At 59.7% G+C, this 21,878-nt stretch carries 18 protein-coding genes; 13 read left to right on the top strand and 5 right to left on the bottom strand.

Annotation, left to right across the window (positions count from 1 at the left end; genetic code table 11):
• The first annotated feature begins 33 nt into the window (after positions 1-33).
• From ACR0AI_RS10995 to ACR0AI_RS10975, 5 genes are all read left to right on the top strand, one after another.
• Positions 34-528, top strand: coding sequence for a GNAT family N-acetyltransferase (locus ACR0AI_RS10995; protein ID WP_480674055.1), 495 nt, complete (start codon positions 34-36; stop codon positions 526-528).
• Positions 529-581: 53 nt separating this feature from the next.
• On the top strand, positions 582-1,325 hold the full coding sequence (locus ACR0AI_RS10990; protein ID WP_480674057.1) for an EcsC family protein: 744 nt from the start codon (positions 582-584) through the stop codon (positions 1,323-1,325).
• Positions 1,326-1,446: 121 nt separating this feature from the next.
• Positions 1,447-1,908, top strand: coding sequence for an NUDIX hydrolase (locus ACR0AI_RS10985; RefSeq protein WP_480674059.1), 462 nt, complete (start codon positions 1,447-1,449; stop codon positions 1,906-1,908).
• Positions 1,909-1,980: 72 nt separating this feature from the next.
• The gene (locus tag ACR0AI_RS10980) at positions 1,981-2,436 is read left to right on the top strand and encodes a DUF1178 family protein (RefSeq protein ID WP_170471911.1); all 456 of its coding nucleotides are present in this window, start codon (positions 1,981-1,983) and stop codon (positions 2,434-2,436) included.
• Between the two features lie 3 nt (positions 2,437-2,439).
• A complete protein-coding gene (locus tag ACR0AI_RS10975) occupies positions 2,440-3,078 on the top strand; it encodes an SDR family oxidoreductase (RefSeq protein ID WP_480674062.1) in 639 nt (212 codons plus the stop codon).
• On the opposite strand, the gene ACR0AI_RS10970 is transcribed toward ACR0AI_RS10975, so the two are convergent.
• Complete coding sequence (locus ACR0AI_RS10970) at positions 3,072-3,428, bottom strand: hypothetical protein (RefSeq protein ID WP_170377907.1); 357 nt, start codon at positions 3,426-3,428, stop codon at positions 3,072-3,074. The two genes, ACR0AI_RS10975 and ACR0AI_RS10970, sit on opposite strands and share 7 nt — an antisense overlap.
• 165 nt (positions 3,429-3,593) lie before the next feature.
• Here ACR0AI_RS10970 and ACR0AI_RS10965 point away from each other — a divergent pair, with 165 nt between their 5' ends.
• The 6 genes from ACR0AI_RS10965 (at position 3,594) to ACR0AI_RS10940 (ending at position 12,415) form a co-directional block, all read left to right on the top strand.
• Positions 3,594-4,832 carry an aspartate kinase gene (locus tag ACR0AI_RS10965; protein WP_170639341.1) on the top strand — a complete coding sequence of 413 codons (1,239 nt, stop codon included), beginning with the start codon at positions 3,594-3,596 and terminating at the stop codon, positions 4,830-4,832.
• A 46-nt stretch (positions 4,833-4,878) separates the two neighbouring features.
• On the top strand, positions 4,879-7,122 hold the full coding sequence (ptsP, locus tag ACR0AI_RS10960; RefSeq protein WP_425083847.1) for a phosphoenolpyruvate--protein phosphotransferase: 2,244 nt from the start codon (positions 4,879-4,881) through the stop codon (positions 7,120-7,122).
• 161 nt (positions 7,123-7,283) lie between these two features.
• Positions 7,284-8,729 carry a glucose-6-phosphate dehydrogenase gene (gene zwf / locus ACR0AI_RS10955; RefSeq protein WP_170639343.1) on the top strand — a complete coding sequence of 482 codons (1,446 nt, stop codon included), beginning with the start codon at positions 7,284-7,286 and terminating at the stop codon, positions 8,727-8,729.
• Positions 8,730-8,731: 2 nt separating this feature from the next.
• Positions 8,732-10,537, top strand: coding sequence for a phosphogluconate dehydratase (edd, locus tag ACR0AI_RS10950; protein WP_480674065.1), 1,806 nt, complete (start codon positions 8,732-8,734; stop codon positions 10,535-10,537).
• Positions 10,538-10,540: 3 nt separating this feature from the next.
• Positions 10,541-11,173, top strand: a complete 633-nt coding sequence (locus ACR0AI_RS10945; RefSeq protein ID WP_480674067.1) for a bifunctional 4-hydroxy-2-oxoglutarate aldolase/2-dehydro-3-deoxy-phosphogluconate aldolase — start codon at positions 10,541-10,543, stop codon at positions 11,171-11,173.
• A 51-nt stretch (positions 11,174-11,224) separates the two neighbouring features.
• Positions 11,225-12,415: a pyridoxal-phosphate-dependent aminotransferase family protein gene (locus tag ACR0AI_RS10940; protein WP_480674069.1), complete on the top strand. Its 1,191-nt coding sequence runs from the start codon at positions 11,225-11,227 to the stop codon at positions 12,413-12,415.
• A gap of 81 nt (positions 12,416-12,496) precedes the next feature.
• On the opposite strand, the gene ACR0AI_RS10935 is transcribed toward ACR0AI_RS10940, so the two are convergent.
• Positions 12,497-13,606 carry a pyridoxal phosphate-dependent aminotransferase gene (locus tag ACR0AI_RS10935; RefSeq protein WP_480674071.1) on the bottom strand — a complete coding sequence of 370 codons (1,110 nt, stop codon included), beginning with the start codon at positions 13,604-13,606 and terminating at the stop codon, positions 12,497-12,499.
• 125 nt (positions 13,607-13,731) lie between these two features.
• Here ACR0AI_RS10935 and ACR0AI_RS10930 point away from each other — a divergent pair, with 125 nt between their 5' ends.
• Entirely contained in the window at positions 13,732-14,514 is a 783-nt protein-coding gene (locus ACR0AI_RS10930; RefSeq protein ID WP_480674073.1) for a crotonase/enoyl-CoA hydratase family protein, read from the top strand.
• Here the strand turns inward: ACR0AI_RS10930 and ACR0AI_RS10925 are convergent, their stop codons facing one another.
• The 3 genes from ACR0AI_RS10925 to ACR0AI_RS10915 form a co-directional block, all read right to left on the bottom strand.
• On the bottom strand, positions 14,515-14,847 hold the full coding sequence (locus tag ACR0AI_RS10925) for a DnaJ family domain-containing protein (protein WP_170471894.1): 333 nt from the start codon (positions 14,845-14,847) through the stop codon (positions 14,515-14,517).
• Between the two features lie 39 nt (positions 14,848-14,886).
• Complete coding sequence (locus tag ACR0AI_RS10920; RefSeq protein ID WP_480674075.1) at positions 14,887-16,050, bottom strand: benzoate/H(+) symporter BenE family transporter; 1,164 nt, start codon at positions 16,048-16,050, stop codon at positions 14,887-14,889.
• 143 nt (positions 16,051-16,193) lie between these two features.
• Positions 16,194-19,355 carry a valine--tRNA ligase gene (locus ACR0AI_RS10915; RefSeq protein WP_480674077.1) on the bottom strand — a complete coding sequence of 1,054 codons (3,162 nt, stop codon included), beginning with the start codon at positions 19,353-19,355 and terminating at the stop codon, positions 16,194-16,196.
• A 589-nt stretch (positions 19,356-19,944) separates the two neighbouring features.
• Here ACR0AI_RS10915 and ACR0AI_RS10910 point away from each other — a divergent pair.
• On the top strand, positions 19,945-21,021 hold the full coding sequence (locus tag ACR0AI_RS10910) for a T6SS phospholipase effector Tle1-like catalytic domain-containing protein (protein ID WP_170554602.1): 1,077 nt from the start codon (positions 19,945-19,947) through the stop codon (positions 21,019-21,021).
• Positions 21,022-21,878 lie beyond the last annotated feature (857 nt).

Below are 21,878 nucleotides of genomic sequence, written 5' to 3'. Positions count from 1 at the left end.
AGGGCGATTGCCAGCTAGGAAAAGAGGGCAGGCGTGCAGCACTTCGCGATCAGGCCGGAAGAGCCGCAGGATTGGTGGGAGGTCGAAGCCCTCTATGATCTGTGCTTTGCGCCGGGGCGCGAGGCGCTTTCCTCTTACCGTTTGCGCGATGATTTGCCTCCGGTAACCGGTTTGTCATTGGTTGCGCGCGATGGGCAGGGAATTCTGGCCGGAGCGATCCGGTTCTGGCCTGTTCATATCGGTGATCATGACGCCTTGCTGTTGGGTCCTGTTGCAGTTCACCCCACGCATCAGGGAGAGGGGCTTGGCGGCTACCTCATCCATTCCGGCGTTGAAACGGGGCGGGAAAAGGGTTGGGACCGGGTCATGTTGGTCGGCGACGCGCCATATTATGCCCGTTTTGGCTTCACGCCATTGAAGGGGGTTGAGATGCCTCCGCCGACCAACCCAGAGCGTGTTTTGGGCATGGCTCTGAGCCCCGGAAAGTGGGACAATATTACCGGAGCCGTAACCCGCTGGACGCGCTGAGCTATTGAAACACCGCGCCGAAATACCGATCTTTCAAGGAACGGAGGGTTCGGATGCAGGATGTTATACTGATCGACAGTGTCGACGCGGACGCGGAATTGGATCGCTTGGCGAAACACTACCGCTCGGCAGGTGGGGCGGGTGTCAAACTGCTCAACGCTTTGGGCGGGTCGGCGGAATCCCTGCTGAACCAACTGCCCGAACCCCTGCGCGACGGCTTGACCGGAGCGACCGAACAAGCCCTTTGGATGGCGATGCAGGCAGCACAAGGATCACGGCAGGTCGTGCCGGACCAGGCCCCTTGGGTGAATACCGCGGTGACAACGGCAATGGGCGCCGCGGGCGGATTGGGTGGCCTGTCTACCGCCTTGGTCGAGTTGCCGGCGACCACGGCCATGCTGTTGCGCTCAATCCAGGGCGCGGCAGCGCGCGAAGGCTTTGACCCGGCTGAAGAAAACGTGAAATTCGACTGTGTTCGGGTGTTGGCGGCCGCGGGTCCCTTGTCACACGATGACGGAGCGGATCTGGGGTTCTTTTCCGTGCGCCTGACGCTGACAGGCCCCGCCATGCACAAACTGATTGCGGCTGTGGCGCCAAAGCTATCGGTTGTGTTGGGTCAGAAACTGGCGGCGCAATCCGTACCAGTTCTGGGGGCGCTTGCGGGGGGTGGGACGAACTACATCTACACTCGGTATTACCAGCAAATCGCGCATGTTCACTTTGGTTTGCGTCGGTTGGCGATGGACGCGGATATCTCACAAGATGTTCTGGTTCGCAGGCTCAGCGCGCGTATGTAGCGGTTAAATTTGGTCGCTGCCGCATCATGTGGTATACTAAGTTTAACAGGCCGCGATATAAAAGCTTAACAGAAGACGCGGTATACAGGCACTGATCTGATGCGAAAGTGAGTGCGGCGCGATGAAAGTTTCTCGGGCGTCCAGTCTAGACCTCGATGTGGGGCAGGTACCGGTCCTGCCTCAGGCAGCCGCGTTGTGCTATCGGCTGGCGCGGGGTCGTCCTGAGGTTCTGTTGATCACCTCCCGTAGGGCGCAGCGCTGGATCATCCCGAAAGGGTGGCTGATTGATGGGTTAAGCGCCTCGGAAACTGCCGCTCAGGAGGCCTGGGAAGAGGCGGGCGTGATTGGCACATGTGTGCCGGTCAAGCTGGGCCAGTTCTCTATGGCCAAAACCTGCGCTAAGCGTGGACCGGTTCTTTGCGTGGTGGATGTTTACCCGCTGCATGTGGATCAGGTTCAGAATCAGTTTCCCGAGACAGGGCAGCGGAAACGCAAATGGTGTACGCTTCAAAAGGCCGCATCGAAAGTCAACTCGCCCGATCTTGCCGATATTTTGCGCAAATTTGCGCCCCGAATACACTAAACTTAATATTGAGAGACTTGATATTGGAGTTTCGGTCGGTATCTATTCGCCAACCGACATTTTGGAAGGACCATGATTCAATACGCGTTGAAGTGCAGCAAGGGCCATAGTTTCGACAGCTGGTTCCAATCTGCCGAAGCCTACGACAAGCTGGCAGCCTCGGGCATGGTGACATGCGCGGTATGTGGATGTGCGCATGTTGAAAAAGCGATCATGACTCCGCGTGTCCGGCCTGCGCGGGATGCCCAGAAGACGGCGCAAATGCCAAAACCGTCGTCGGATGATATCAACGTGACCAGCACCCCTACTGAAGTTGAACGTGTCTTGGCCGAACTACGCCGCAAGGTCGAAGAAAACTCGGACTATGTGGGCCATGACTTCGCCTCGGAGGCGCGAAAGATGCATCTGGGCGAAGCACCCGAGCGCTCGATCTATGGCGAAGTGAAACCGGATGAGGCGAAATCCCTGATCGAAGACGGGGTGCCGGTTGCGCCACTGCCTTTTATTCCCAGCAGAAAGACAAACTAACCCATGCATATCGTGATTACCGGAGCCAATCGGGGAATTGGATCGGCTCTGGCAGAGCGGTATCGCGCGCAGGGTCATGAGGTCACGGGAACTGCGCGGGATGGCAGTGCCGAGGTTCAATTAGACGTAACCGATCCGGCGCATCAAGCAGCCATGGCTGACCAGCTAAAAGGGCAGCCGGTCGACCTGTTGATTTGCAATGCGGGCGTTTATTTGGACAAAGGTCACAACATTGATGACTACCCCGCCGAGATGTGGGCGCAGAGTTTTGCGGCCAATGTTACTGGTGTTTTCTTGACGGTACAGTCGTTGTTGCCCAATCTGCGGGCGGCAGAGGGGCGGATTGCGATCATGTCGTCTCAGATGGCCTCGCACACTCGCGCGCCGGGCGGCAGCTACATCTACCGCGCCTCCAAAGCGGCGGCCTTGAATCTGGGGCGCAATCTGGCGGTCGACTTGAAGGCGGATGGTATTGCGGTAGGCATCTATCACCCCGGCTGGGTGAAGACCGACATGGGTGGCTCAGCGGCTGACATCCATGTGGATCAGGCAGTCGCCGGCCTGATGGAGCGTTTCGATGCGCTGTCGCTGGACAACACAGGTTGTTTCGAAACCTACGACGGGAAGCCTCACGCTTACTGAGTGTTCAGCGCGGCCTTGGGCAGTTCATACACTTCGCCGGGTTCGATGAAAATCACCATGATGTCGCCCCGAACTTCATGGTTGATCGGTGAGGGCGAGCTGCTGGAATCCGGAATGCCATCGGTGAAGTAAATTCTGCGAACATCACCACCGGGCAACATCACAGCCAATGTTGCGGTGCCATCATCACGGCGGCGCAGTTCGGCGTTGCAGCTTTGCAGCGGATCACCGGCTCTGCCGGCGCAGGGAACCGTACCCAGCGCGTTCTGTCCATCGGTGCCAGCCACGCTGGCCTGCTGGGACAGGGCGGGGGATGCGATCACGGCAAGGACGGTTGCGAAACGAAGCATGAATAACCTCTTGGAATTGCTTTAACGCTAGGCTGACATTGCGTTTTCGGAAAGTAAAGCGGCCCCTTGACGCAATATCTGTTATGCAGCGCCCCTTGCTCTTGGTGTCCCCCTCGCATATGAGGCTCGGGACTTTAAATCAAAGGCGCGGAGACACTTGCCCCCATGCCCGTACTCGTGATGAAATTCGGTGGCACATCGGTTGCCAATCTTGACCGCATCCGCCGCGCGGCGAAACGTATCGGCGTTGAGGTGGCAAAGGGCTATGACGTCATCGTCATCGTCTCGGCTATGTCCGGCAAAACCAACGAATTGGTAGGATGGGTGAACGAGACCTCGCCACTGTTCGACGCCCGCGAATACGATGCTGTGGTGTCATCGGGCGAAAACGTCACTGCAGGTCTGATGGCGCTGACGTTGCAGGAGATGGAAATTCCGGCGCGCAGCTGGCAGGGCTGGCAAGTGCCGCTGCTGACCAATGGCGCGCATTCCTCCGCCCGGATCGAGGAAATTCCGACCGACAATCTGAACCAAAAGTTCGGCGAAGGAATGAGGGTGGCCGTTGTTGCCGGTTTCCAGGGTATCAGTCCCGAAGGCCGGATCACGACGCTGGGCCGTGGCGGCTCGGACACGACCGCTGTGGCTTTTGCTGCCGCGTTTGAGGCCGAGCGCTGCGACATCTACACGGATGTCGATGGCGTCTACACGACCGACCCGCGTATCTGTGAAAAGGCGCGCAAGCTGGACCGGATTTCGTTCGAGGAAATGCTCGAACTGGCGTCGCTGGGTGCGAAAGTGCTGCAAACCCGCTCGGTCGAGCTGGCGATGCGCTATAAGGTGAAACTGCGCGTTCTTTCAAGTTTCGAAGAACAATCCGACGAGGCCGGTACACTGGTCTGCGACGAGGAGGATATCATGGAATCCAATGTTGTGGCCGGTGTGGCCTATTCCCGCGACGAAGCCAAAATGACCGTCGTTTCCGTGGCCGACCGCCCCGGCATCGCCTCGATCATCTTCACCGCGCTCAGCGATGAGGGCGTGAATGTGGACATGATCGTCCAGAACATCTCGGACGAAGGGCGCACGGACATGACCTTCTCCTGCCCAACCGATCAGGTTGCGCGCGCCGAAAAAGCGCTGCTGGCGATCAAGGATGCGGGTGAGCTGAATTATGCCGAGCTGGTCGCGGATACCGACGTTTGCAAGGTTTCGGTTGTAGGCATCGGCATGCGTTCGCAATCGGGTGTTGCGGCCAAGATGTTCAAGGTTCTCTCGGATGAGGGGATCAACATCAAGGTCATTACAACCTCCGAGATCAAAATTTCCGTCCTTGTCGACAGGAAATACATGGAACTTGCTGTTCAGGCACTGCATGATGCCTTTGAACTGGACAAGGCGGCCTAAGCTGATCGGCCAAAGGTTTCGCCTGACGCACTAATTGGGTTGGGCCATGGCGGACGGTACGGAAACAGAATCCCGCAAGCTGTTGGTTCGGCTGCGCGAGGAAATGGCGAGCGAGGCGGCCGGTCAGGAGCGTCTCGACCGCATCACGCAGCTGATTGCGGACAGCATTCGCTGCGAGGTCTGCTCGATCTATCTATTCCGTGACGAAGAAACCCTTGAGCTTTGCGCGACTGAAGGTCTTTCGCCCGAGGCCGTCCACCAGACACGGATGCGTCTGGGCGAAGGTCTCGTGGGCCGGGTGGCCAAATCCGGCAAGGTTGTGAACACGGCGGATGCGCCCGCGGCCAAAGGCTTCCGGTTCATGCCGGAAACGGGCGAGGAACGTTTTTCCTCATTCCTCGGGGTGCCGGTACAGCGGCTCGGTCAGAAACTGGGCGTTCTGGTGGTGCAGTCCCGTGACGCGCGTGAATTCTCCGCCGATGAGATCTATGCGCTGGAAGTGGTGGCGATGGTTCTGGCTGAGATGGCCGAACTGGGTGCCTTTGTCGGTGAAGGCGCGGCCCTGTCTCCCTTGCACCAGCAATCTGTGCAATTGACCGGCGGTCCGGCGCAGGAAGGGTCTGCCGAAGGGCATGTCTGGCTGCACGAGCCGCGCGTTGTCGTGACCAACCCGATTGCCGAAGACCCGCACCGCGAAAGCGAGCGTTTGAATGAGGCGGTCGAGGAGCTGCGTGTCGGCGTCGACAAGATGCTCGAAATCTCGCAGAACGGCGACAAAGAGCAACTGAAAGTTCTGGAAGCCTACCGTATGTTCGCCAATTCCAAGGGCTGGATGCGGCGGATGGAGGAAGACATCGCCCTCGGTCTCAGCGCCGAGGCCGCAGTCGAGAAAGAGCAATCACAGGCCCGTGCCCGTATGGGACAGGTGACCGATCCCTATCTGCGGGAACGGCTGGCGGATCTGGATGACCTCAGCAATCGCTTGCTGCGCATCCTGACGGGGCAGGGTAAGACTGACAGCGCCGATCTGCCGCCCGATCCGATCCTCATCGCCCGCAATATCGGCCCCGGAGACCTGCTGGAATACGGACGGTCTCTGAAGGGGATCGTGCTCGAGGAGGGCTCGGTCGGCAGCCACGCCACGATTGTTGCCCGCGCATTGGCGATCCCCTTGGTCGTGCATGTCGGGCGGATCACGACCGAAGCTCTGAACGGCGACCACATTCTGGTCGATGGGGACAATGGCGTTGTCCATCTGCGTCCCGAAGACTCGGTGGTCAGCGCGTTTCGCGACAAGATTGCGATGCAGGCTAAAGCGCAGGAGCGCTATGCCTCGATCCGTGAAACGCCGACCGTTACGCAGGATGGCGCGCGGATCAACATGGCGATGAATGCGGGCCTGATGGCCGATCTGCCCTCGCTCGGGAACTCGGGCGCGGAAGGGGTTGGCTTGTTCCGAACCGAGCTGCAATTCCTGATCCGCAATCAGATGCCGAAACGGTCTGAGCTGGTGACCCAATACCAGCGGGTTCTGGACGCGGCCGGAGAAAAGCGCGTTGTGTTCCGGACCCTCGATATCGGCTCCGACAAGGTTCTGCCCTACATGAAGCACGTGGCCGAACCGAACCCGGCGCTGGGCTGGCGTGCGATCCGCGTGGGCCTGGACAAACGCGGCGTGATGCGGATGCAACTTCAGGCACTGATCCGGGCTGCCAATGGCCGCCCGCTGACGATCATGTTCCCCTTCGTTGCGCAGGCCGAGGAGTTCCGTGAGGCCCGATGGGAGGTCAACAAAACCATCGAGCGTGAAAAGCGTCTTGGCCATATCCTGCCGGAAACGCTCGAAGTGGGGGCGATGCTGGAAACGCCGTCGCTGGCGTTCTCACCGCAAAAGTTCTTTGACGAGGTGGATTTCATCTCGATCGGGGGCAATGATCTGAAACAGTTCTTCTTTGCCGCCGACCGTGAAAACGAGCTGGTGCGCCGTCGATATGACACGTTGAATGTCAGTTTCCTCAGCTTCATCGAACGCATCGTGGAACGCTGCAACATCTCGGATACGCCGCTGAGTTTCTGTGGCGAGGATGCCGGTCGCCCGGTTGAGGCGCTGTGTCTGGCCGCGATGGGTATTCGCACCTTGTCCATGCGCCCGGCTTCGATCGGACCGGTCAAAAGCCTTTTGCTGAGATCAAACCTGCAGGACGTCCGCAAGATTATCGCGGATGCACGTCATCGCGGTGAGCAATCCGTGCGCCCGGCTGTCATGGAGTGGTTGCGGTCGCAATCGTGACGCATCAGACGGCCTATTGGGGATTCCGGGCTTGATTTTTAATTCAAGGTTCCGTATCCAACCGTGGAAATGTTAGCGATAACATTTGGGGCCGCACCAGCAAACCCCATCGCGACTGAGGTTCTGCTTCTTGGGGCAGGAAGCATAAAAGGAAGCTGATCATGGTTTCACGCGTCATCCCGGTAGACCCGTTCGACCTCGTGCTGTTTGGCGCGACGGGCGATCTGGCGCAGCGCAAGATCTTGCCGGGGCTGTATCACCGGTTTGAAATGGGCCAGATGCCGGAGGATGCGCGGATCATCGGAACCGCCCGGTCCGACATGGACAGTGACGGGTTTCGTGACCAGTTGCGCGCGTCGATGGACAAGTTCGCGCCGAGCTACGACAAGGACACTCTGGATCGCTTCCTGACCCACGTTGACTATGTGCCGGTGGATGCGCTGGGCGATGCGGGCTGGTCCGATCTGGCCAAAGCTTTGCGGCCGGACGTAGTGCGGGCTTTTTATCTGTCTGTGGGTCCTAGCTTGTTCTCAGGCATTGCGCAGCGTTTGAATGATCACGGGCTTGCCACGCCTGATAGCCGGATCGTGGTGGAAAAGCCCTTCGGTCATGATCTGGCCTCGGCCAAGGCGCTAAACGAGGGGCTACGCGCCTGTTTCGAAGAGCATCAAATCTACCGGATCGACCACTATCTGGGCAAGGAAACTGTGCAGAACCTGATGGCGCTGCGCTTTGCAAATTCCCTGTTCGAGCCGTTGTGGAACGCGACCCATGTCGATCACGTGCAAATCACAGTAGCCGAGACTGTAGGTGTCGAGGGGCGCGGTGCTTACTACGACCAATCCGGCGCGATGCGCGATATGATCCAGAACCATTTGGTGCAGCTTCTCTGCTTGACCGCGATGGAGCCACCCTCAAAATTCGCGCCAAACGCGGTACGAGATGAAAAGGTTAAGGTGATCGAAGCGCTAGAGCCAGTCGAGCCGAAGGATATCGCGCGTGGTCAGTATCGCACAGACAAGGGCGGCGATGGTTACCTCGATCATGTCGGAGATCCCGCCAGCCGCACCGAAAGTTTCATAGCTTTGAAGGCTCATATCGGTAACTGGCGCTGGGCGGGCGTGCCGTTCTACCTGCGCACCGGCAAACGCCTGAGGGCGCGCGAATCCGAAATTGCAGTGTTTTTCCGCGACCCACCGCATACGATTTTCCCCAACGTCGGGCCTCTGCACGGCAATGTTCTGGTGATCCGTCTGCAGCCGGACGAGGGCATCACTCTGCGCACCACGATCAAGGAACCGGGGCAGGGCGGGTTCCGTCTGTCCGACGTGGCGCTCGACATGAGCTTTGCCGATGCGCTGGGCGATGGCGCGCAATCGCCCGACGCCTATGAACGCCTCATAATGGATGTGATCCGCGGCGACCAAACACTGTTCATGCGCGGCGATGAGGCCGAGGCCGCCTGGGCCTGGGTTGATCCCATCATTCGCGGCTGGGAAGAGCGTGGCGACAAGCCTGCAAAATACGACCAGGGCAGTTCAGGGCCCGAAGAAGCATTGATGCTGATGCATCGCGATGGACGCCGCTGGCGTCAGATCGGAGGGTAATCATGGTCAATACAGTTATTTCGGACGTCACCAAACGCATCATCGACCGCAGCGCCGACCTGCGCGGCCCTCATCTTGAGCGGATGGAACAGGCCAAATCCAAAGGCCCCGCCCGTGCGCATCTTTCCTGCAGCGGTCAGGCGCATGCCTATGCCGGTGCGGGTGAGGACCAAAACTCGATGGCAACCGGAACGGCTGGGAACCTTGGTATCGTCACCGCCTACAACGACATGCTGTCCGCCCACCAACCGTTCGAGCGGTATCCCGAGCTGATCCGCCAAGCGATTCGCGCGGCAGGTGGCACGGCACAGGTCGCAGGCGGGGTTCCCGCCATGTGCGACGGCGTGACCCAAGGTGAGGCGGGGATGGAATTGTCTCTGTTCTCGCGCGACGTCATCGCGCTGGCGACTGGAGTTTCCCTCAGCCACAACACCTATGACGCGGCGGTGTTTCTGGGCGTTTGCGACAAGATCGTGCCCGGACTGATCATCGGCGCACAGGCCTTTGGCCATCTGCCGGCCGTCTTCCTGCCCGCTGGTCCGATGACCAGCGGTCTACCGAATGACGAAAAAGCCAAGGTGCGTCAGCAATTCGCTGCCGGAGAGGTTGGTCGCGATGCTCTGATGAAGGCTGAAATGGCAGCTTACCATGGCCCCGGCACCTGCACCTTCTACGGTACCGCCAACACCAACCAGATGCTGATGGAGTTCATGGGCTTGCACCTGCCGGGCTCTAGCTTCGTCAACCCCAACACGCCTCTGCGCGATGCGCTGACCGTGGAAGGCGCACGCCGCGCCCTGTCTCTCAGCGCGTTGGGCAATCACTACACACCGGTCTGCCAGATCCTCGATGAACGCGCCTTCGTCAATGGTATCGTTGGCCTGATGGCCACAGGCGGCTCGACCAACCTGCTGATCCACCTGATCGCCATGGCGCGCGCGGGTGGTATCGTTCTGGACTGGGAGGATTTCTCGGATATCTCCGCAGTGGTCCCTCTGGTCGCGCGGGTTTATCCCAACGGTCTGGCCGATGTGAACCACTTCCACGCCGCCGGAGGCTTGGGCTTTACCATCAGCACACTGTTGGATGATGGGCTGTTACACCCCGACACGCTGACTGTCGCGGGGCAGGGCCTTCACAACTACACCAAGGAACCCAAGCTGAAAGACGGCGAGTTGGTCTGGGAAGACGGTGCGGGTCACAGTCTGAATGAAAAGATCGTGCGCCCAGCCAAGGATCCGTTCCAGCCCACTGGTGGCCTGTCGCGCCTGACCGGAAATCTGGGCACGGGCGTCATGAAGGTCTCGGCCGTGGCCCCCGAACATCAGGTGGTCGAAGCGCCCGTCCGTGTGTTCCAAGACCAGAACGACGTCAAAACCGCCTTCAAGGCCGGAGAGTTCACCGATGATGTTATCGTCGTTGTTCGGTTCCAGGGCCCGAAGGCCAACGGCATGCCCGAGCTGCATTCGCTGACACCGATACTGTCGATCCTTCAGGGCAGAGGCCAAAAGGTCGCTCTGGTCACCGATGGCCGCATGTCTGGTGCGTCGGGCAAGGTTCCCGCCGCCATCCATGTTTGCCCCGAAGCGCTGGACGGTGGTGCCATCGGCTATCTGCAAGACGGTGATCTGCTGCGCGTCGATGCCGTAAAGGGTGAGCTTGAAATCCTCACACCCGGCGTCCTCGACCGCAGCCCAGCGACCGCTGATTTGTCTGCCAACCAGCACGGCGTCGGCCGCGACCTCTTCGGCGCGTTCCGCCAGAATGTCGGGTCCGCCGACACAGGTGCCAGCATTTTCGGAGTTTAACCCATGACCAAAACCCAACGCACCCGCGAGATCTGCGCGCTGGCCCCCATCGTTCCGGTGCTCGTCGTGGATGACGTCGCCCACGCCCGTCCCTTGGCCGAGGCGCTGGTCGCAGGTGGTCTTCCTGCGCTCGAAGTCACCCTGCGCACGCCTGCCGCGCTGGACGTGATCCGCGCCATGGCCGCTGTGCCCGGAGGCGTCGTGGGCGCAGGCACGCTGGTCACCCCCGAAGACGTCCGCGCCGCCAAGGAAGCTGGCGCGCAGTTTGGCGTCTCACCCGGCGCAACCGATACCCTGATCGCCGCCTGTGAAGCTGAAGGCCTGCCCCTTCTACCTGGCGCGGCTACCGCGAGTGAGGCCATGGCCCTGCTAGAAAAGGGCTATGACATGCTGAAATTTTTCCCTGCCGAGGCCTCGGGCGGTGCGCCGGCCCTCAAAGCGATAGGGGCACCTCTGCCGCAGATCACCTTCTGCCCCACAGGCGGCGTATCGCCCTCAAATGCCCGCGACTACCTTTCGCTGTCCAACGTGGTCTGCGCCGGTGGAAGCTGGGTCGCGCCAAAGCAGATGGTTCAAGAGGGCGACTGGTCCGGGATCGAAGCGCTTGCGCGTGAGGCGACCCACCTGACGGATTGACGCCGCAAGGCGAAACGCTAGGGTAGGCCACAAGTTAAGCAGGTTACCCTCATGACAAACCAAACCTCCCTCGTGCATGGGCGCGAGTATCTGGCCATTCCGGGCCCTTCGGTTATGCCCGACGCGGTGTTGCAGGCCATGCATCGCCCTTCGCCCAATATCTACGATGGCGCGTTGATCGAGATGATGCCCGCGCTGACGCAGGACCTGAAGCGCGTGGCCGGAACCCAGCACAACGTCGCCATCTATATCGCCAACGGCCACGGCACGTGGGAGGCCGCGCTTTCGAATGTGATCGCCCCCGGAGAATCCGTTCTGGCCCCAGCCTCAGGTCGTTTCACCCATGGCTGGGCCGAGATGGCCGAGGGGGTCGGTGCCAAGGTCGACCTGATAGATTTCGGCCTGTCTTCGCCCTGGGATCTCGACCGCATCGCCGAGGCGCTGAACGCCGACAAGGAGCACAAAATCAAAGCTGTGCTTGCCGTCCATGTGGATACGTCCACCTCGATCCGGAATAATATCCCTGCCTTGCGCGCCCTGCTGGATGACTTGAACCACCCAGCGTTGCTAATGGCCGACTGTATCGCCTCGATGGGTTGCGACCGGTTTGAGATGGACGCTTGGGGAGTCGATGTCACCGTGACAGCCTGCCAGAAGGGCCTCATGACCCCGGCGGGCACCGGCTTTGTCTTCTTCAACGACAAAGCACAGGCGAAACGTGCTGCAATGCCCCGCGTTTCGCAATATTGGGATTGGCAACCGCGCGCCAACCCCGAGCTGTTCTATCAGTATTTCAATGGCACCGCGCCCACCCATCACCTCTACGGACTGCGCGCCGCGCTGGACCTGATCCACGGTGAGGGTCTCGACAACGTTTGGACCCGGCACGAACGCCTCGCCAAAGCCATCTGGGCTGCCTGCGATGTCTGGGCGCAAGGCGGAGCACTTCAGTTCAACGTCACCGACCCGACCCATCGCAGCCACGCCGTCACCGCCCTCCGCCTGACCGAGGGGCGCGGTACACCGCTACGCAACTACACCGAAAATCAGCTTGGTTTGACGCTGGGCATCGGCTTGGGGATGGAGGACTGGGACGGTTGCTTCCGCCTGGGCCATATGGGGCACGTCAACGCGCAGATGATCATGGCGATGCTGGGTGGCATGGAAACCGCCATGGCGGCACTTGATATCCCCCGCGGCCAAGGCGCGCTGGAAGCCGCCGCCGCGACATTGGCCACATAGCGCCGATCCGCCTCTTCATCTGGCTCAAAATATCCTCGGGGGGGAATCGCGCCTTGACGCGATGGGGGGCAGACAGCCCCCCTATATCGCCCTAGCTTGCGCCAAGGCCAATGGCAGGGCCGCTTCAAAAACCGCCATCTCTGCCTCTCCACCACAACTCACCCGGATACAGCGGTTCTGCGGGGCCGCAAATGGCATCCGCACAAACACACCCTGTTCGACCAGCGAGTCCAGAACAGCCTTCGCAAACATCCCGTCACATCCGCAATCAATCGCAACGAAATTCGTGGCCGAAGGCAACGGGATCAAACCGTTGGCCTGCGCAATGCGTCCGATACGATCCCGAGCCTCAGTGATCCGGGCCTGCACTTCTGACAGCCAAGCGCGATCCTCAAGTGCCGCCAGCGCCCCGGCTTGTGCAGCCCGGTTCATGCCGAAATGGTTGCGCACCTTGTTGAACGCCGCAATCAATTCGGGGGCACCGATAGCATAGCCCACCCGCGCGCCTGCCATCCCGTACACCTTTGAAAACGTCCGCATCCGGATCACGCGCGGATCATCGGCGGCAACAGGCGCAGCAGTGCCGTCCGGCGCGCATTCGACATAGGCCTCGTCCAGAACCAGCAGGCACCCAGCGGGCAGAGCCTCCATCGCGGCCACGATATCGGCGCCCGAATGCCAGCTTCCCATCGGGTTGTCGGGATTTGCCAGATAGACCAGCTTGGCATCCACCTCTGCGGCCTTGGCAAATAAAGCGGCTGGGTCTTCGTGATCGTCGCGATAGGGGACCTTGTGCAAAACCCCTCCAAAGCCCGCCACATGGTAGTTGAACGTGGGATAGGCCCCGTCAGAGGTCACAACCGCGTCGCCCGGTCCGATCAACAGCCGCACCAAGTAGCCCAACAACCCGTCAATGCCTTCGCCCACCACGATATTCTCGGGGGCAACTCCGTGATGTGCGGCCAACGCATTGCGCAGATCGTGATTCTCGGGGTCGCCATACATCCAGATCTCACTGGCGGCCCGTTGCATCGCTTCAATTGAACGAGGCGAGGGGCCAAACACGCTTTCATTCGCACCCAGCCGCGCCTTGAAGGGGGCACCGCGTTGGCGCTCCTGCGTTTCCGGCCCCACAAACGGGACGGTTGCGGGCAGCGATCGGGCGAGCGATGTGTAGCGAGGTTTGGTCATAGGCGCAGATAAGCCTACCGTGTGGGTTGCTGCAAGTCCGTGCTTTAACGTGCCTCAACGTCGCGGTGGAACTGCACGCACATTCGGGGCAGTCTTATCAAGACTGCAAAACAAGGAGGTCCGGAATGGCGCGCGTATCTGTCGAGTACAAGGATCACATCGCTCATGTCACGCTGACGCGCGGCGACAAGATGAATGCTTTGGACGAGGCGATGATCAAGGCGCTGCTGGCCGCCGGGCAAGAGGTTGCGGCCTCGGACGCACGCGCCGTGGTCCTCTCGGGTGAGGGCAAAAGCTTCTGCGCCGGTCTCGACATGGCGAGTTTCGCGAAAATGGCCCATATGGACCCGACCGAATGGCTGATGACCCGTAGTCATGAAGACGCCAATGAGATGCAAGAACTGGCCCTGATCTGGCGACGCATCCCCGTTCCTGTCATCTGCGCCATCCAAGGCGCGGCCTACGGGGGCGGTCTGCAGATCGCTTTGGGCGCGGATATCCGCATCGCCCACCCCGAGGCGAAGTTGGCAGTGATGGAGATGAAATGGGGCATCATCCCGGACATGGGCGGCATGGTTCTGCTTCCGAAGCTGGTCCGTTCGGACGTTTTGCGGCTGCTGACTTATACCGCGCGTCCCATTGGGGCTGCACAGGCGGCCGACTGGGGCTTGGTCACCAAGCTGTCCGATGATCCACAGACCGAAGCACTGGCCTTGGCTGAAAACATCGCCTCACAAAGCCCCTCTGCCATCCGCGCCGCCAAGCGCCTCATAGATTTCGCCGAAACCAATCCGCGCGCCGATGTGTTGCTGGCCGAGTCCTCGGAACAGGTGGATCTGATTGGAAAGCCTGACCAGATGGAGGTTGTGATGGCACAGATGCAGGGCCGAAAGCCCGAGTTCAAGTGATCACCGCATGAAGGCACGCCGCGCGTCTCGGGCCATGTTGTAGCGCATTTCGAGATCGGCGATCTTTGACATCGTGGCTTTGCGGGCCTCGGGATCGGTCAGTCCGGCATATTCCTTTCGGGCCTCGTCCAACTGTTTTTTGATGTCGAACTCCTCGGGCAGTACGCCGGCCTGCGCCATGATCCGATGACCGGCCGCGATGGCGGGATCGCTTTGCGCTTCGCCCGAGCGATCGGGCAGAGGCGCACCTTCGCCCTCAAGACCCTGTAATTGACCCTCGGCCTGAGCCTTCTTGATCTGGCGTTCCACCAGTTTTCCAAGCGATCCGAACATGAGTGCAGGATAGCTTTTTCAGGCGTGGGGAGAAAGGGATCATCGCAGCTTGGTGGTCAAGAGGTAGGCGACGCCCCCAGCCATCAAGCCCCAGACCGCAGCGCCCAGACCGAACACCGTGATCCCTGAGGCGGTGATGGCGAAGGTCAGGATCGCCGCTTCCCGCTCGGCGGGTATTTCGAGTGCTGCGAAGGTGGCGTTGGCCATAACGCCAATCAGGGCCACGCCGGTCAGCGTACCCATCAGAAGCGGGTCGGCATGGGCGGCAAAGCCTGTGATTGCCACGGCGAAGATACCGAAGACGCAGTAGAACACGCCTGCCATGATTGCCGACCAATAGCGCAAAGTACGGTCCGGATGGCTGTCTTCGTTCGAACACATCGCGGCGGTGATGGCCGCCAGACAGGTGGCGGGGGCTCCAAATGGGGCCGACAACATGCTTGCCCCGCCGACGGAGGAGAACAGCTTGCCAGGTGCGGGCGTGTAGCCAAAGCTGCGCATCACGGCGATGCCGGGGATGTTTTGGGTTGCCATTGTGACGACGAACAGCGGCAGGCCGATGCCGATGGCTGACGCAAGCGAGAATGAGGGCATCGTCCAAACCGGCGCGGCCAAATAGGCCTCGGGCCGGACGGATGCGCCATCGGCGCTGTACACAACCACTAGCGCTGCGGCGACGACGGCTGCGGGAACGGCGAACAGCCGGTTAAGACGTCCGGCGATGAACCATGTCAGGATCACGGGCAGGGCCTGCCAGGGTAGCTCAACAGCTGCTTTGAACGGGACAATGCACAGGGGCAAGAGCACTCCGCCGAGCATTGCTTGGGCCAGAGTAGTCGGGATTGCAGCGGCCAGACGCCCTAGGGGTTTCCAAAGTCCGGCCAGAATCGTCAAAGCTCCGGCGCAGAGGAAGGCGCCGATTGCGCCTGAGAAGCCTGCGACCGGGGTGGCTGAGACCGCCAGCAGCGCCGCTCCGGGGGTGGACCAGGCCACGCTGATTGGTTGCCGGTAACGCAGGCTAAGAACAATCGCCGCCAGCCCCATTGCAATTGCAGCACTCATCAGGCCCGAGGCTGCTTGGCTTGGTGATGCGCCCATCGCACTCAGCCCTTGCAGCACGATGGGAAATGAGCTGAAGAACCCGACAATGGCGACTACCAGTCCGGTTGAGACGGTCTGCATCGGAGGGAAAGGTCGTGCCATAGGGGCCTCGGAGGGTTGTTATTCCGAAGTGCTAACAAGCGCGGGCTGGCGCGAACAAGGGGAAAGCTCTGAAGGTAAAGAAAAACCTCACCACCGGTTCGGGTGATGAGGTCGGGATTTCCGTATTTGGAACGAGAAGAAGATCAGGCGAGTTCGGCCAGACGAGCGAGGGCTTCGTTCAGCTTGGCCTCTTCTTCTTCGCGCGTAGCGAGGTTGGCTTTGGCTTCCTCAACCACCTCTTCCGGGGCCGAGGCCACGAATTTGGGGTTGTTCAGACGTCCCCGCAGACCGCCGAGTTCCTTGGCCAGTTTGCCTTTGGCTTTCTCCAACCGTTCCTTTTCGGCACCGATGTCGATGATATCAGCCAGCGGCAGGCCGAAAGAAGCGCCGGGGGCGGCAATCGAGATGGTGCCTTTTGGCAGCTCGTCAGCCTTGGTCAGACTATCGATCCGCGCCAGACGTTTGATCAGTGCTTCGTTACGGTCCCATGCGGCTTGGCCGTGATTGTCGATCTCGGTTACCAACATCGGCACGTAGAGGCCCGCCGGAACCCGCATCTGCGCACGGGCCGAGCGAGTATTTTCGATCACCGAGATCACCCAGTTCATCTCACGATCCGCGTCGGCGTCGATCAGGTCGGCGGCGGCGTAAGTCGGCCAGTCGGCGTGGACGACCATCTTGGCGCGGGTGCCGGTCAGAGCCCAAAGCTCTTCGGTGATGAAGGGCATGATCGGGTGCAGCAGGACCATGCACTGATCCAGAACCCAGCGCATGGTGGCGCGGGTCTCGGCCTGTGCCTCGGTATCGTCGCCTTGCAGTAGCGGTTTCGACAGCTCCACATACCAATCGCAGACTTTGCCCCAGACAAAGGCATAAAGCCCATTCGCAGCATCGTTGAAACGATAGCTTTCCAGTGCCGCATCGACCTCTTCCCGCACGCGGGCAGTTTCGCCGATGATCCAGCGGTTCACGGCCGCCTTGGGTTTCAGGTCGGCCACGTCCAGTTGTGGGACGGCGTCGGTGAAGACCTCGTTCATCTCGGCAAAGCGGACGGCGTTCCACAGTTTTGTGCCGAAGTTCCGGTAACCGGTGATGCGCTCGCGGGACAGTTTCAGCACACCGCCAATCGCCGCCATCGATGCGTTGGTAAAGCGCAGCGCATCCGCACCGAATTCGTCCACGATCTCCAGTGGGTCGATCACGTTGCCGGTGGTCTTGGACATCTTCTTGCCCTTCTCGTCACGGACGAGCTGGTGCAGGTAGACGGTGTGGAACGGGATTTGATCGACCACAGCCATTTGCATCATCATCATCCGGGCGACCCAGAAGAACAGGATGTCGAAACCGGTGACCAGAACGTCCGTCGGGAAATAGCGTTCCAGTTCCTCGGTCTGTTCGGGCCAGCCTAGCGTACCGATGGGCCAGAGGCCGGAGGAGAACCATGTGTCGAGCACGTCCGGGTCGCGCCAAACCGGGTAGACCAGCTTGGTCGGGTCTTGTTCGACCGCGTATTGAGCAAGGCTTTCAGCGAACTGATGTATCGCTTCCTGCTTATCAGCGACTTCGACAACCGTCGCGTGGCTCAGAGGGCTGGGAATGTTTGCGTTGTCGTCGAGGAATTTCTCGGTGACAGCTTCAAGGCTAGCAGCGCATTCCATGACATTGCCACGATGCAACATGCCGCCTTCGTTCAGCAAACGGCCCAATTCGACCAGATCAAGGTCGCCGTCGTTTTCATCGTCCTTGAAGTTCTCAGCCGAGAGATCGAGGCCATACCAAACCGGAATCTGATGCCCCCACCACAGCTGACGCGAGATGCACCAGGGCTCGATGTTTTCCAGCCAGTGGTAATAGGTTTTCTCGCCCGACTCGGGGATGATCTTGACTGTACCGTCCTTGACCGCATCCAGCGCAGGGCCGACGACTTTGGCCGCGTCGACAAACCACTGGTCAGTGAACATCGGCTCGATGACGACTTTAGAGCGGTCGCCAAACGGCTGCATGATCGGTTTGCTCTCGACCAGCGGGACCAGTTTGTCCGCGCCCTCATGATCGGGCTTCAGAGCGGTTGAACCCAGACGCGGATCATCCGCGCGGGTCATAACGGCCAGACCGTCCGCAGTGATCTCTTCAACCACCTTCGCGCGCGCTTCGAACCGGTCGAGGCCGCGCAGGTGATCGGGGATCAGGTTGATCGCGTCGATCTCGTTCTCGGTGAACTCCTTGCCGTGTGCGTATTCCTGCGCCTTGTCCGCTTCTTCCGCGTAAGGCGCACCATCGGCCCGCATCGCGCCTTTGGTGTCCATCAGGCGGTACATCGGAATGCCGCCGCGCTTGGCGACCATGTTGTCGTTGAAGTCATGCGCGCCGGTGATCTTCACCGCGCCCGAGCCAAAATCGGGATCAGGGTAGTCATCGGTGATGATCGGAATCTGACGGCGATGCTCTTTCGGACCAACCGGGATTTCGCAAAGCTTGCCGACGATGGGCGCATAGCGCTCATCCGAGGGATGAACCGCAACCGCGCCGTCGCCCAGCATGGTTTCAGGGCGCGTCGTGGCGATCGAGATATAGTCGCGCTCTTCCTCGAGCACGATATTCCCGTCCTCGTCTTTCTCGACATAGGTGTAGGTCTCGCCCCCGGCCAGCGGGTATTTGAAGTGCCACATGTGGCCCGCGACTTCGATATTCTCGACTTCAAGGTCCGAGATCGCGGTTTCGAAATGCGGGTCCCAGTTGACCAGACGCTTGCCGCGATAGATCAGGCCCTTTTCGTACATATCGACGAAGACCTTGATCACGGCGTCATGGAAATTGGCCGAATTTTCATGGCCTGTGCGCGGATCGCCCGCCGCACCCGCCATGGTAAACGCGTTGCGCGACCAGTCGCAGGAGGAGCCGAGACGTTTCAGCTGCTCGATGATCGTGCCACCGTATTCGCCTTTCCATTCCCAGACTTTCTCAAGGAATTTCTCACGGCCCAGCTCGCGCCGACCCGGCTGTTGTGTGGCGGCCAGCATCTTTTCAACCTGCATCTGTGTGGCGATGCCTGCGTGGTCCTGGCCGGGCTGCCAGAGCGTGTCGAAGCCGCGCATCCGGTGCCAACGGATCAGGATGTCCTGAAGCGTGTTGTTGAACGCATGGCCCACGTGCAAAGCACCTGTCACGTTGGGCGGCGGGATCATAATGGTAAAGCTCTCGTCACGCGATTTGTTCGCGCCTGCCTTGAAGGCTCCGGCCTGTTCCCAGGCCTCGTAGATGCGGGCCTCAGCCTCGGCCGCGTTGAATGTCTTTTCCATCGCCATGGGGTGCGTCCTGCGTCATCAATCTTGGGTTAGTGCGTGCAATAGCGAAAGGATGACAAAAGGGGAAGGCTTTGCACTCAAATCCACAAGGCATTCAGTCCGCCGGTACCGTGAACCAGGCCACAGACGGGCACTGGGTCGTTCAGCTACACTTGTAACGTGCAGTCACGAGATGGCGCGACCCGATAAGATGCGGCTTCACTGCTCGTTTCGTGATCTGTCGTCAGACGGTTTCGGGAATTTTGCAATGCGTTTGAGCTTTTGTAATATATTCAGACATATGGTGGCTGTAACGATGAGGTCACGCATGCCGCACGCCTTAGTCATGATGATGCCCAAATGCCCACTTAGGCTTGCAGCTATGCTTCAACGTCTCACGGTTTCGTTGGATCTCTTGTCCGGCATGCGGATGATACCCATCCTTGAGTATACCTCGCCTTTACCAGCGCGCGGGCAAGTGATGGGCCGACGGTCGAACGGAGGCGGGATATGGGCGCATGGGCCTCAGTTGCCGATGCACCGTGAAGGCCAGGGCGGCGCAATGCTGAGACGCGCGCGCACCCTCGAAGAGTACAGGAGTGGCTGAGATATGATTCTGTCACGGTTAAGCAGAAAGGTACTTGGATGGCTCGGGCGGCCCTTACGCTCTGAGCATTCCGCCGAAGCGCTGCACCGTGAGCCGATCAGCCATGTTGTCATTCTGGATGGAACCATGTCGACGCTGGAGCCTGGCTTCGAAACCCATGCTGGGCAGACGTTTCGCCTGTGTCAGGAAATGGGGCCTCAGGTTTCCGTGTTTTACGAAGCTGGCGTCCAGTGGGAAAGCTGGAAGTCTTCGCTCGATGTGATGATGGGGCGGGGGATCAATCGGCAGATCCGTCGGGCCTATGGCTATCTGGCCTCGCGCTACAAACCCGGAGACCGGATTTACTTTATAGGGTATTCCCGTGGGGCCTACGGTGTTCGCAGCCTTGCGGGTGTGATCGACATGATCGGCTTGTTGAAGGCGGAACACGCGACCGAGCGGAACATCAAGCAGGCCTACCGCCACTATGAATGCAACCCGAGTGGCACGGCGGCCCGCGATTTCCGCCGCAAATTCTGCCATGAGGATGTGGCAATTGAGATGGTCGGGGTGTGGGACACGGTCAAAGCGCTAGGTCTGCGGCTGCCGCTGCTATGGCGTTGGGCCGAGGAAAAGCACGCCTTCCACAATCATCAGCTGGGCCGCGCAATCCGCCACGGATATCACGCGATGGCCCTGAATGAGACCCGCGAGGTCTATGAGCCTGTCCTTTGGAAATGCACGCCCGAGTTCAAAGGCCATGTCGAACAGGTTTGGTTTCGGGGCACCCATGGCGATGTGGGTGGTCAGTTGAACGGCTACGAAGAGGCGCGCGCCCTCAGCAACATCTCTCTCATCTGGATGCTGGACAAGGCCGAGCGGCACGGGCTGCCGCTGCCGGAGGGATGGCGCGTTCGTTTTCCGACCAATGCTCAGGGGGCTTCGGTTGGGACGTGGCGCGGGTGGGGCAAGATTTTTCTTCTGCGCAAAAGACGGATAGTGGGCAAGGACCAGTCCGAACACCTGCACGCCTCGGTCGCGCCCGAAGATGTGCCGGGCTGGCAACCTGAACCGGATCTACCATCCCATCCGGCGCAGTAAGACGCCGATCATGTGCCCTCGGCTCCAAGATCACTGACACCTCAATGTCAGGTTCGAGCCCTTTCTAACCAATGCCACATTGAACGAAGGTTCGGTTTGCGACTCGGAAAGTAGACATGATGAGACCAACCTAGGTTTGCCCAAGGTTTGTACCACAAGGCTTTCCGACCGTTTTGGAGTTTGCGATTGAGGCGACGTGCCAAATTTCGTCAGCAGAACGCGGCAGCGACCGTCTTGACGATAAACATCACTTCGTCGTCTAGTTTGGACGCGGACGGCAGGGAGTAGAGAAGCTATCGTTACCCTACGCTACAAATATGGTAGGAAGGTAGACAGACAAGAGTTATGGAGCAAGCAAGGTGTTTGCAGTATCGATCTTGGGTTTCGTCTTTTCGATCTGCGCATTTTGTAAAATCGGGTACGGCCATCTTGTGGCGGAAGTTTAAAGAACACAGTCAACGTCGTTTCCAGATGACGTCATAATTTCTCAATTCTCTACTTCGAACGGCTACAAGCCCCAGGTGCCCAATTTATCCGGGAAATGGTATGCGACCCTTCGATGTAGTTTTGGGTCTGGTCGTTATATCTACTATTTTGAGCAAACTCGAAACGGCAGGCTTTCCGGTAAATCACGGGGTGTGAGCTTCGGCGTTAAAGACATAACGGGTTTTTTGGTAACCGGAAGCTTTTCCGCCACAAGTTTCGAGTTTTTTGAGCAAGTCAGCGAAGGTTATTTCATTGAGGTGTCAGGTTCGACCCGGTTGGCGGGAGGGTACATTTTCGCCACCTACAAGAACACGAGGACTGACAATGAATGTAGTTTGCGAATGAAGAAGATGAGAGATCAAAGACTCATT

Source organism: Ruegeria sp. BG3 (genome assembly GCF_056538485.1).
Note: the sequence above shows the minus strand (reverse complement) of the source record. Positions and strands in the feature narration are given on the sequence as shown.

Excerpts from the sequence above, each read along its gene's own strand:
- ACR0AI_RS10990 (WP_480674057.1), top strand. The coding sequence starts at position 582 with ATGCAGGATGTTATACTGATCGACAGTGTCGACGCGGACGCGGAATTG.
- ACR0AI_RS10985 (WP_480674059.1), top strand. The coding sequence starts at position 1,447 with ATGAAAGTTTCTCGGGCGTCCAGTCTAGACCTCGATGTGGGGCAGGTA.
- ACR0AI_RS10980 (WP_170471911.1), top strand. The coding sequence starts at position 1,981 with ATGATTCAATACGCGTTGAAGTGCAGCAAGGGCCATAGTTTCGACAGC.
- ACR0AI_RS10975 (WP_480674062.1), top strand. The coding sequence starts at position 2,440 with ATGCATATCGTGATTACCGGAGCCAATCGGGGAATTGGATCGGCTCTG.
- ACR0AI_RS10970 (WP_170377907.1), bottom strand. The coding sequence starts at position 3,428 with ATGCTTCGTTTCGCAACCGTCCTTGCCGTGATCGCATCCCCCGCCCTG.
- ACR0AI_RS10965 (WP_170639341.1), top strand. The coding sequence starts at position 3,594 with ATGCCCGTACTCGTGATGAAATTCGGTGGCACATCGGTTGCCAATCTT.
- ptsP (WP_425083847.1), top strand. The coding sequence starts at position 4,879 with ATGGCGGACGGTACGGAAACAGAATCCCGCAAGCTGTTGGTTCGGCTG.
- zwf (WP_170639343.1), top strand. The coding sequence starts at position 7,284 with ATGGTTTCACGCGTCATCCCGGTAGACCCGTTCGACCTCGTGCTGTTT.
- edd (WP_480674065.1), top strand. The coding sequence starts at position 8,732 with ATGGTCAATACAGTTATTTCGGACGTCACCAAACGCATCATCGACCGC.
- ACR0AI_RS10945 (WP_480674067.1), top strand. The coding sequence starts at position 10,541 with ATGACCAAAACCCAACGCACCCGCGAGATCTGCGCGCTGGCCCCCATC.
- ACR0AI_RS10940 (WP_480674069.1), top strand. The coding sequence starts at position 11,225 with ATGACAAACCAAACCTCCCTCGTGCATGGGCGCGAGTATCTGGCCATT.
- ACR0AI_RS10935 (WP_480674071.1), bottom strand. The coding sequence starts at position 13,606 with ATGACCAAACCTCGCTACACATCGCTCGCCCGATCGCTGCCCGCAACC.
- ACR0AI_RS10930 (WP_480674073.1), top strand. The coding sequence starts at position 13,732 with ATGGCGCGCGTATCTGTCGAGTACAAGGATCACATCGCTCATGTCACG.
- ACR0AI_RS10925 (WP_170471894.1), bottom strand. The coding sequence starts at position 14,847 with ATGTTCGGATCGCTTGGAAAACTGGTGGAACGCCAGATCAAGAAGGCT.
- ACR0AI_RS10920 (WP_480674075.1), bottom strand. The coding sequence starts at position 16,050 with ATGGCACGACCTTTCCCTCCGATGCAGACCGTCTCAACCGGACTGGTA.
- ACR0AI_RS10915 (WP_480674077.1), bottom strand. The coding sequence starts at position 19,355 with ATGGCGATGGAAAAGACATTCAACGCGGCCGAGGCTGAGGCCCGCATC.
- ACR0AI_RS10910 (WP_170554602.1), top strand. The coding sequence starts at position 19,945 with ATGATTCTGTCACGGTTAAGCAGAAAGGTACTTGGATGGCTCGGGCGG.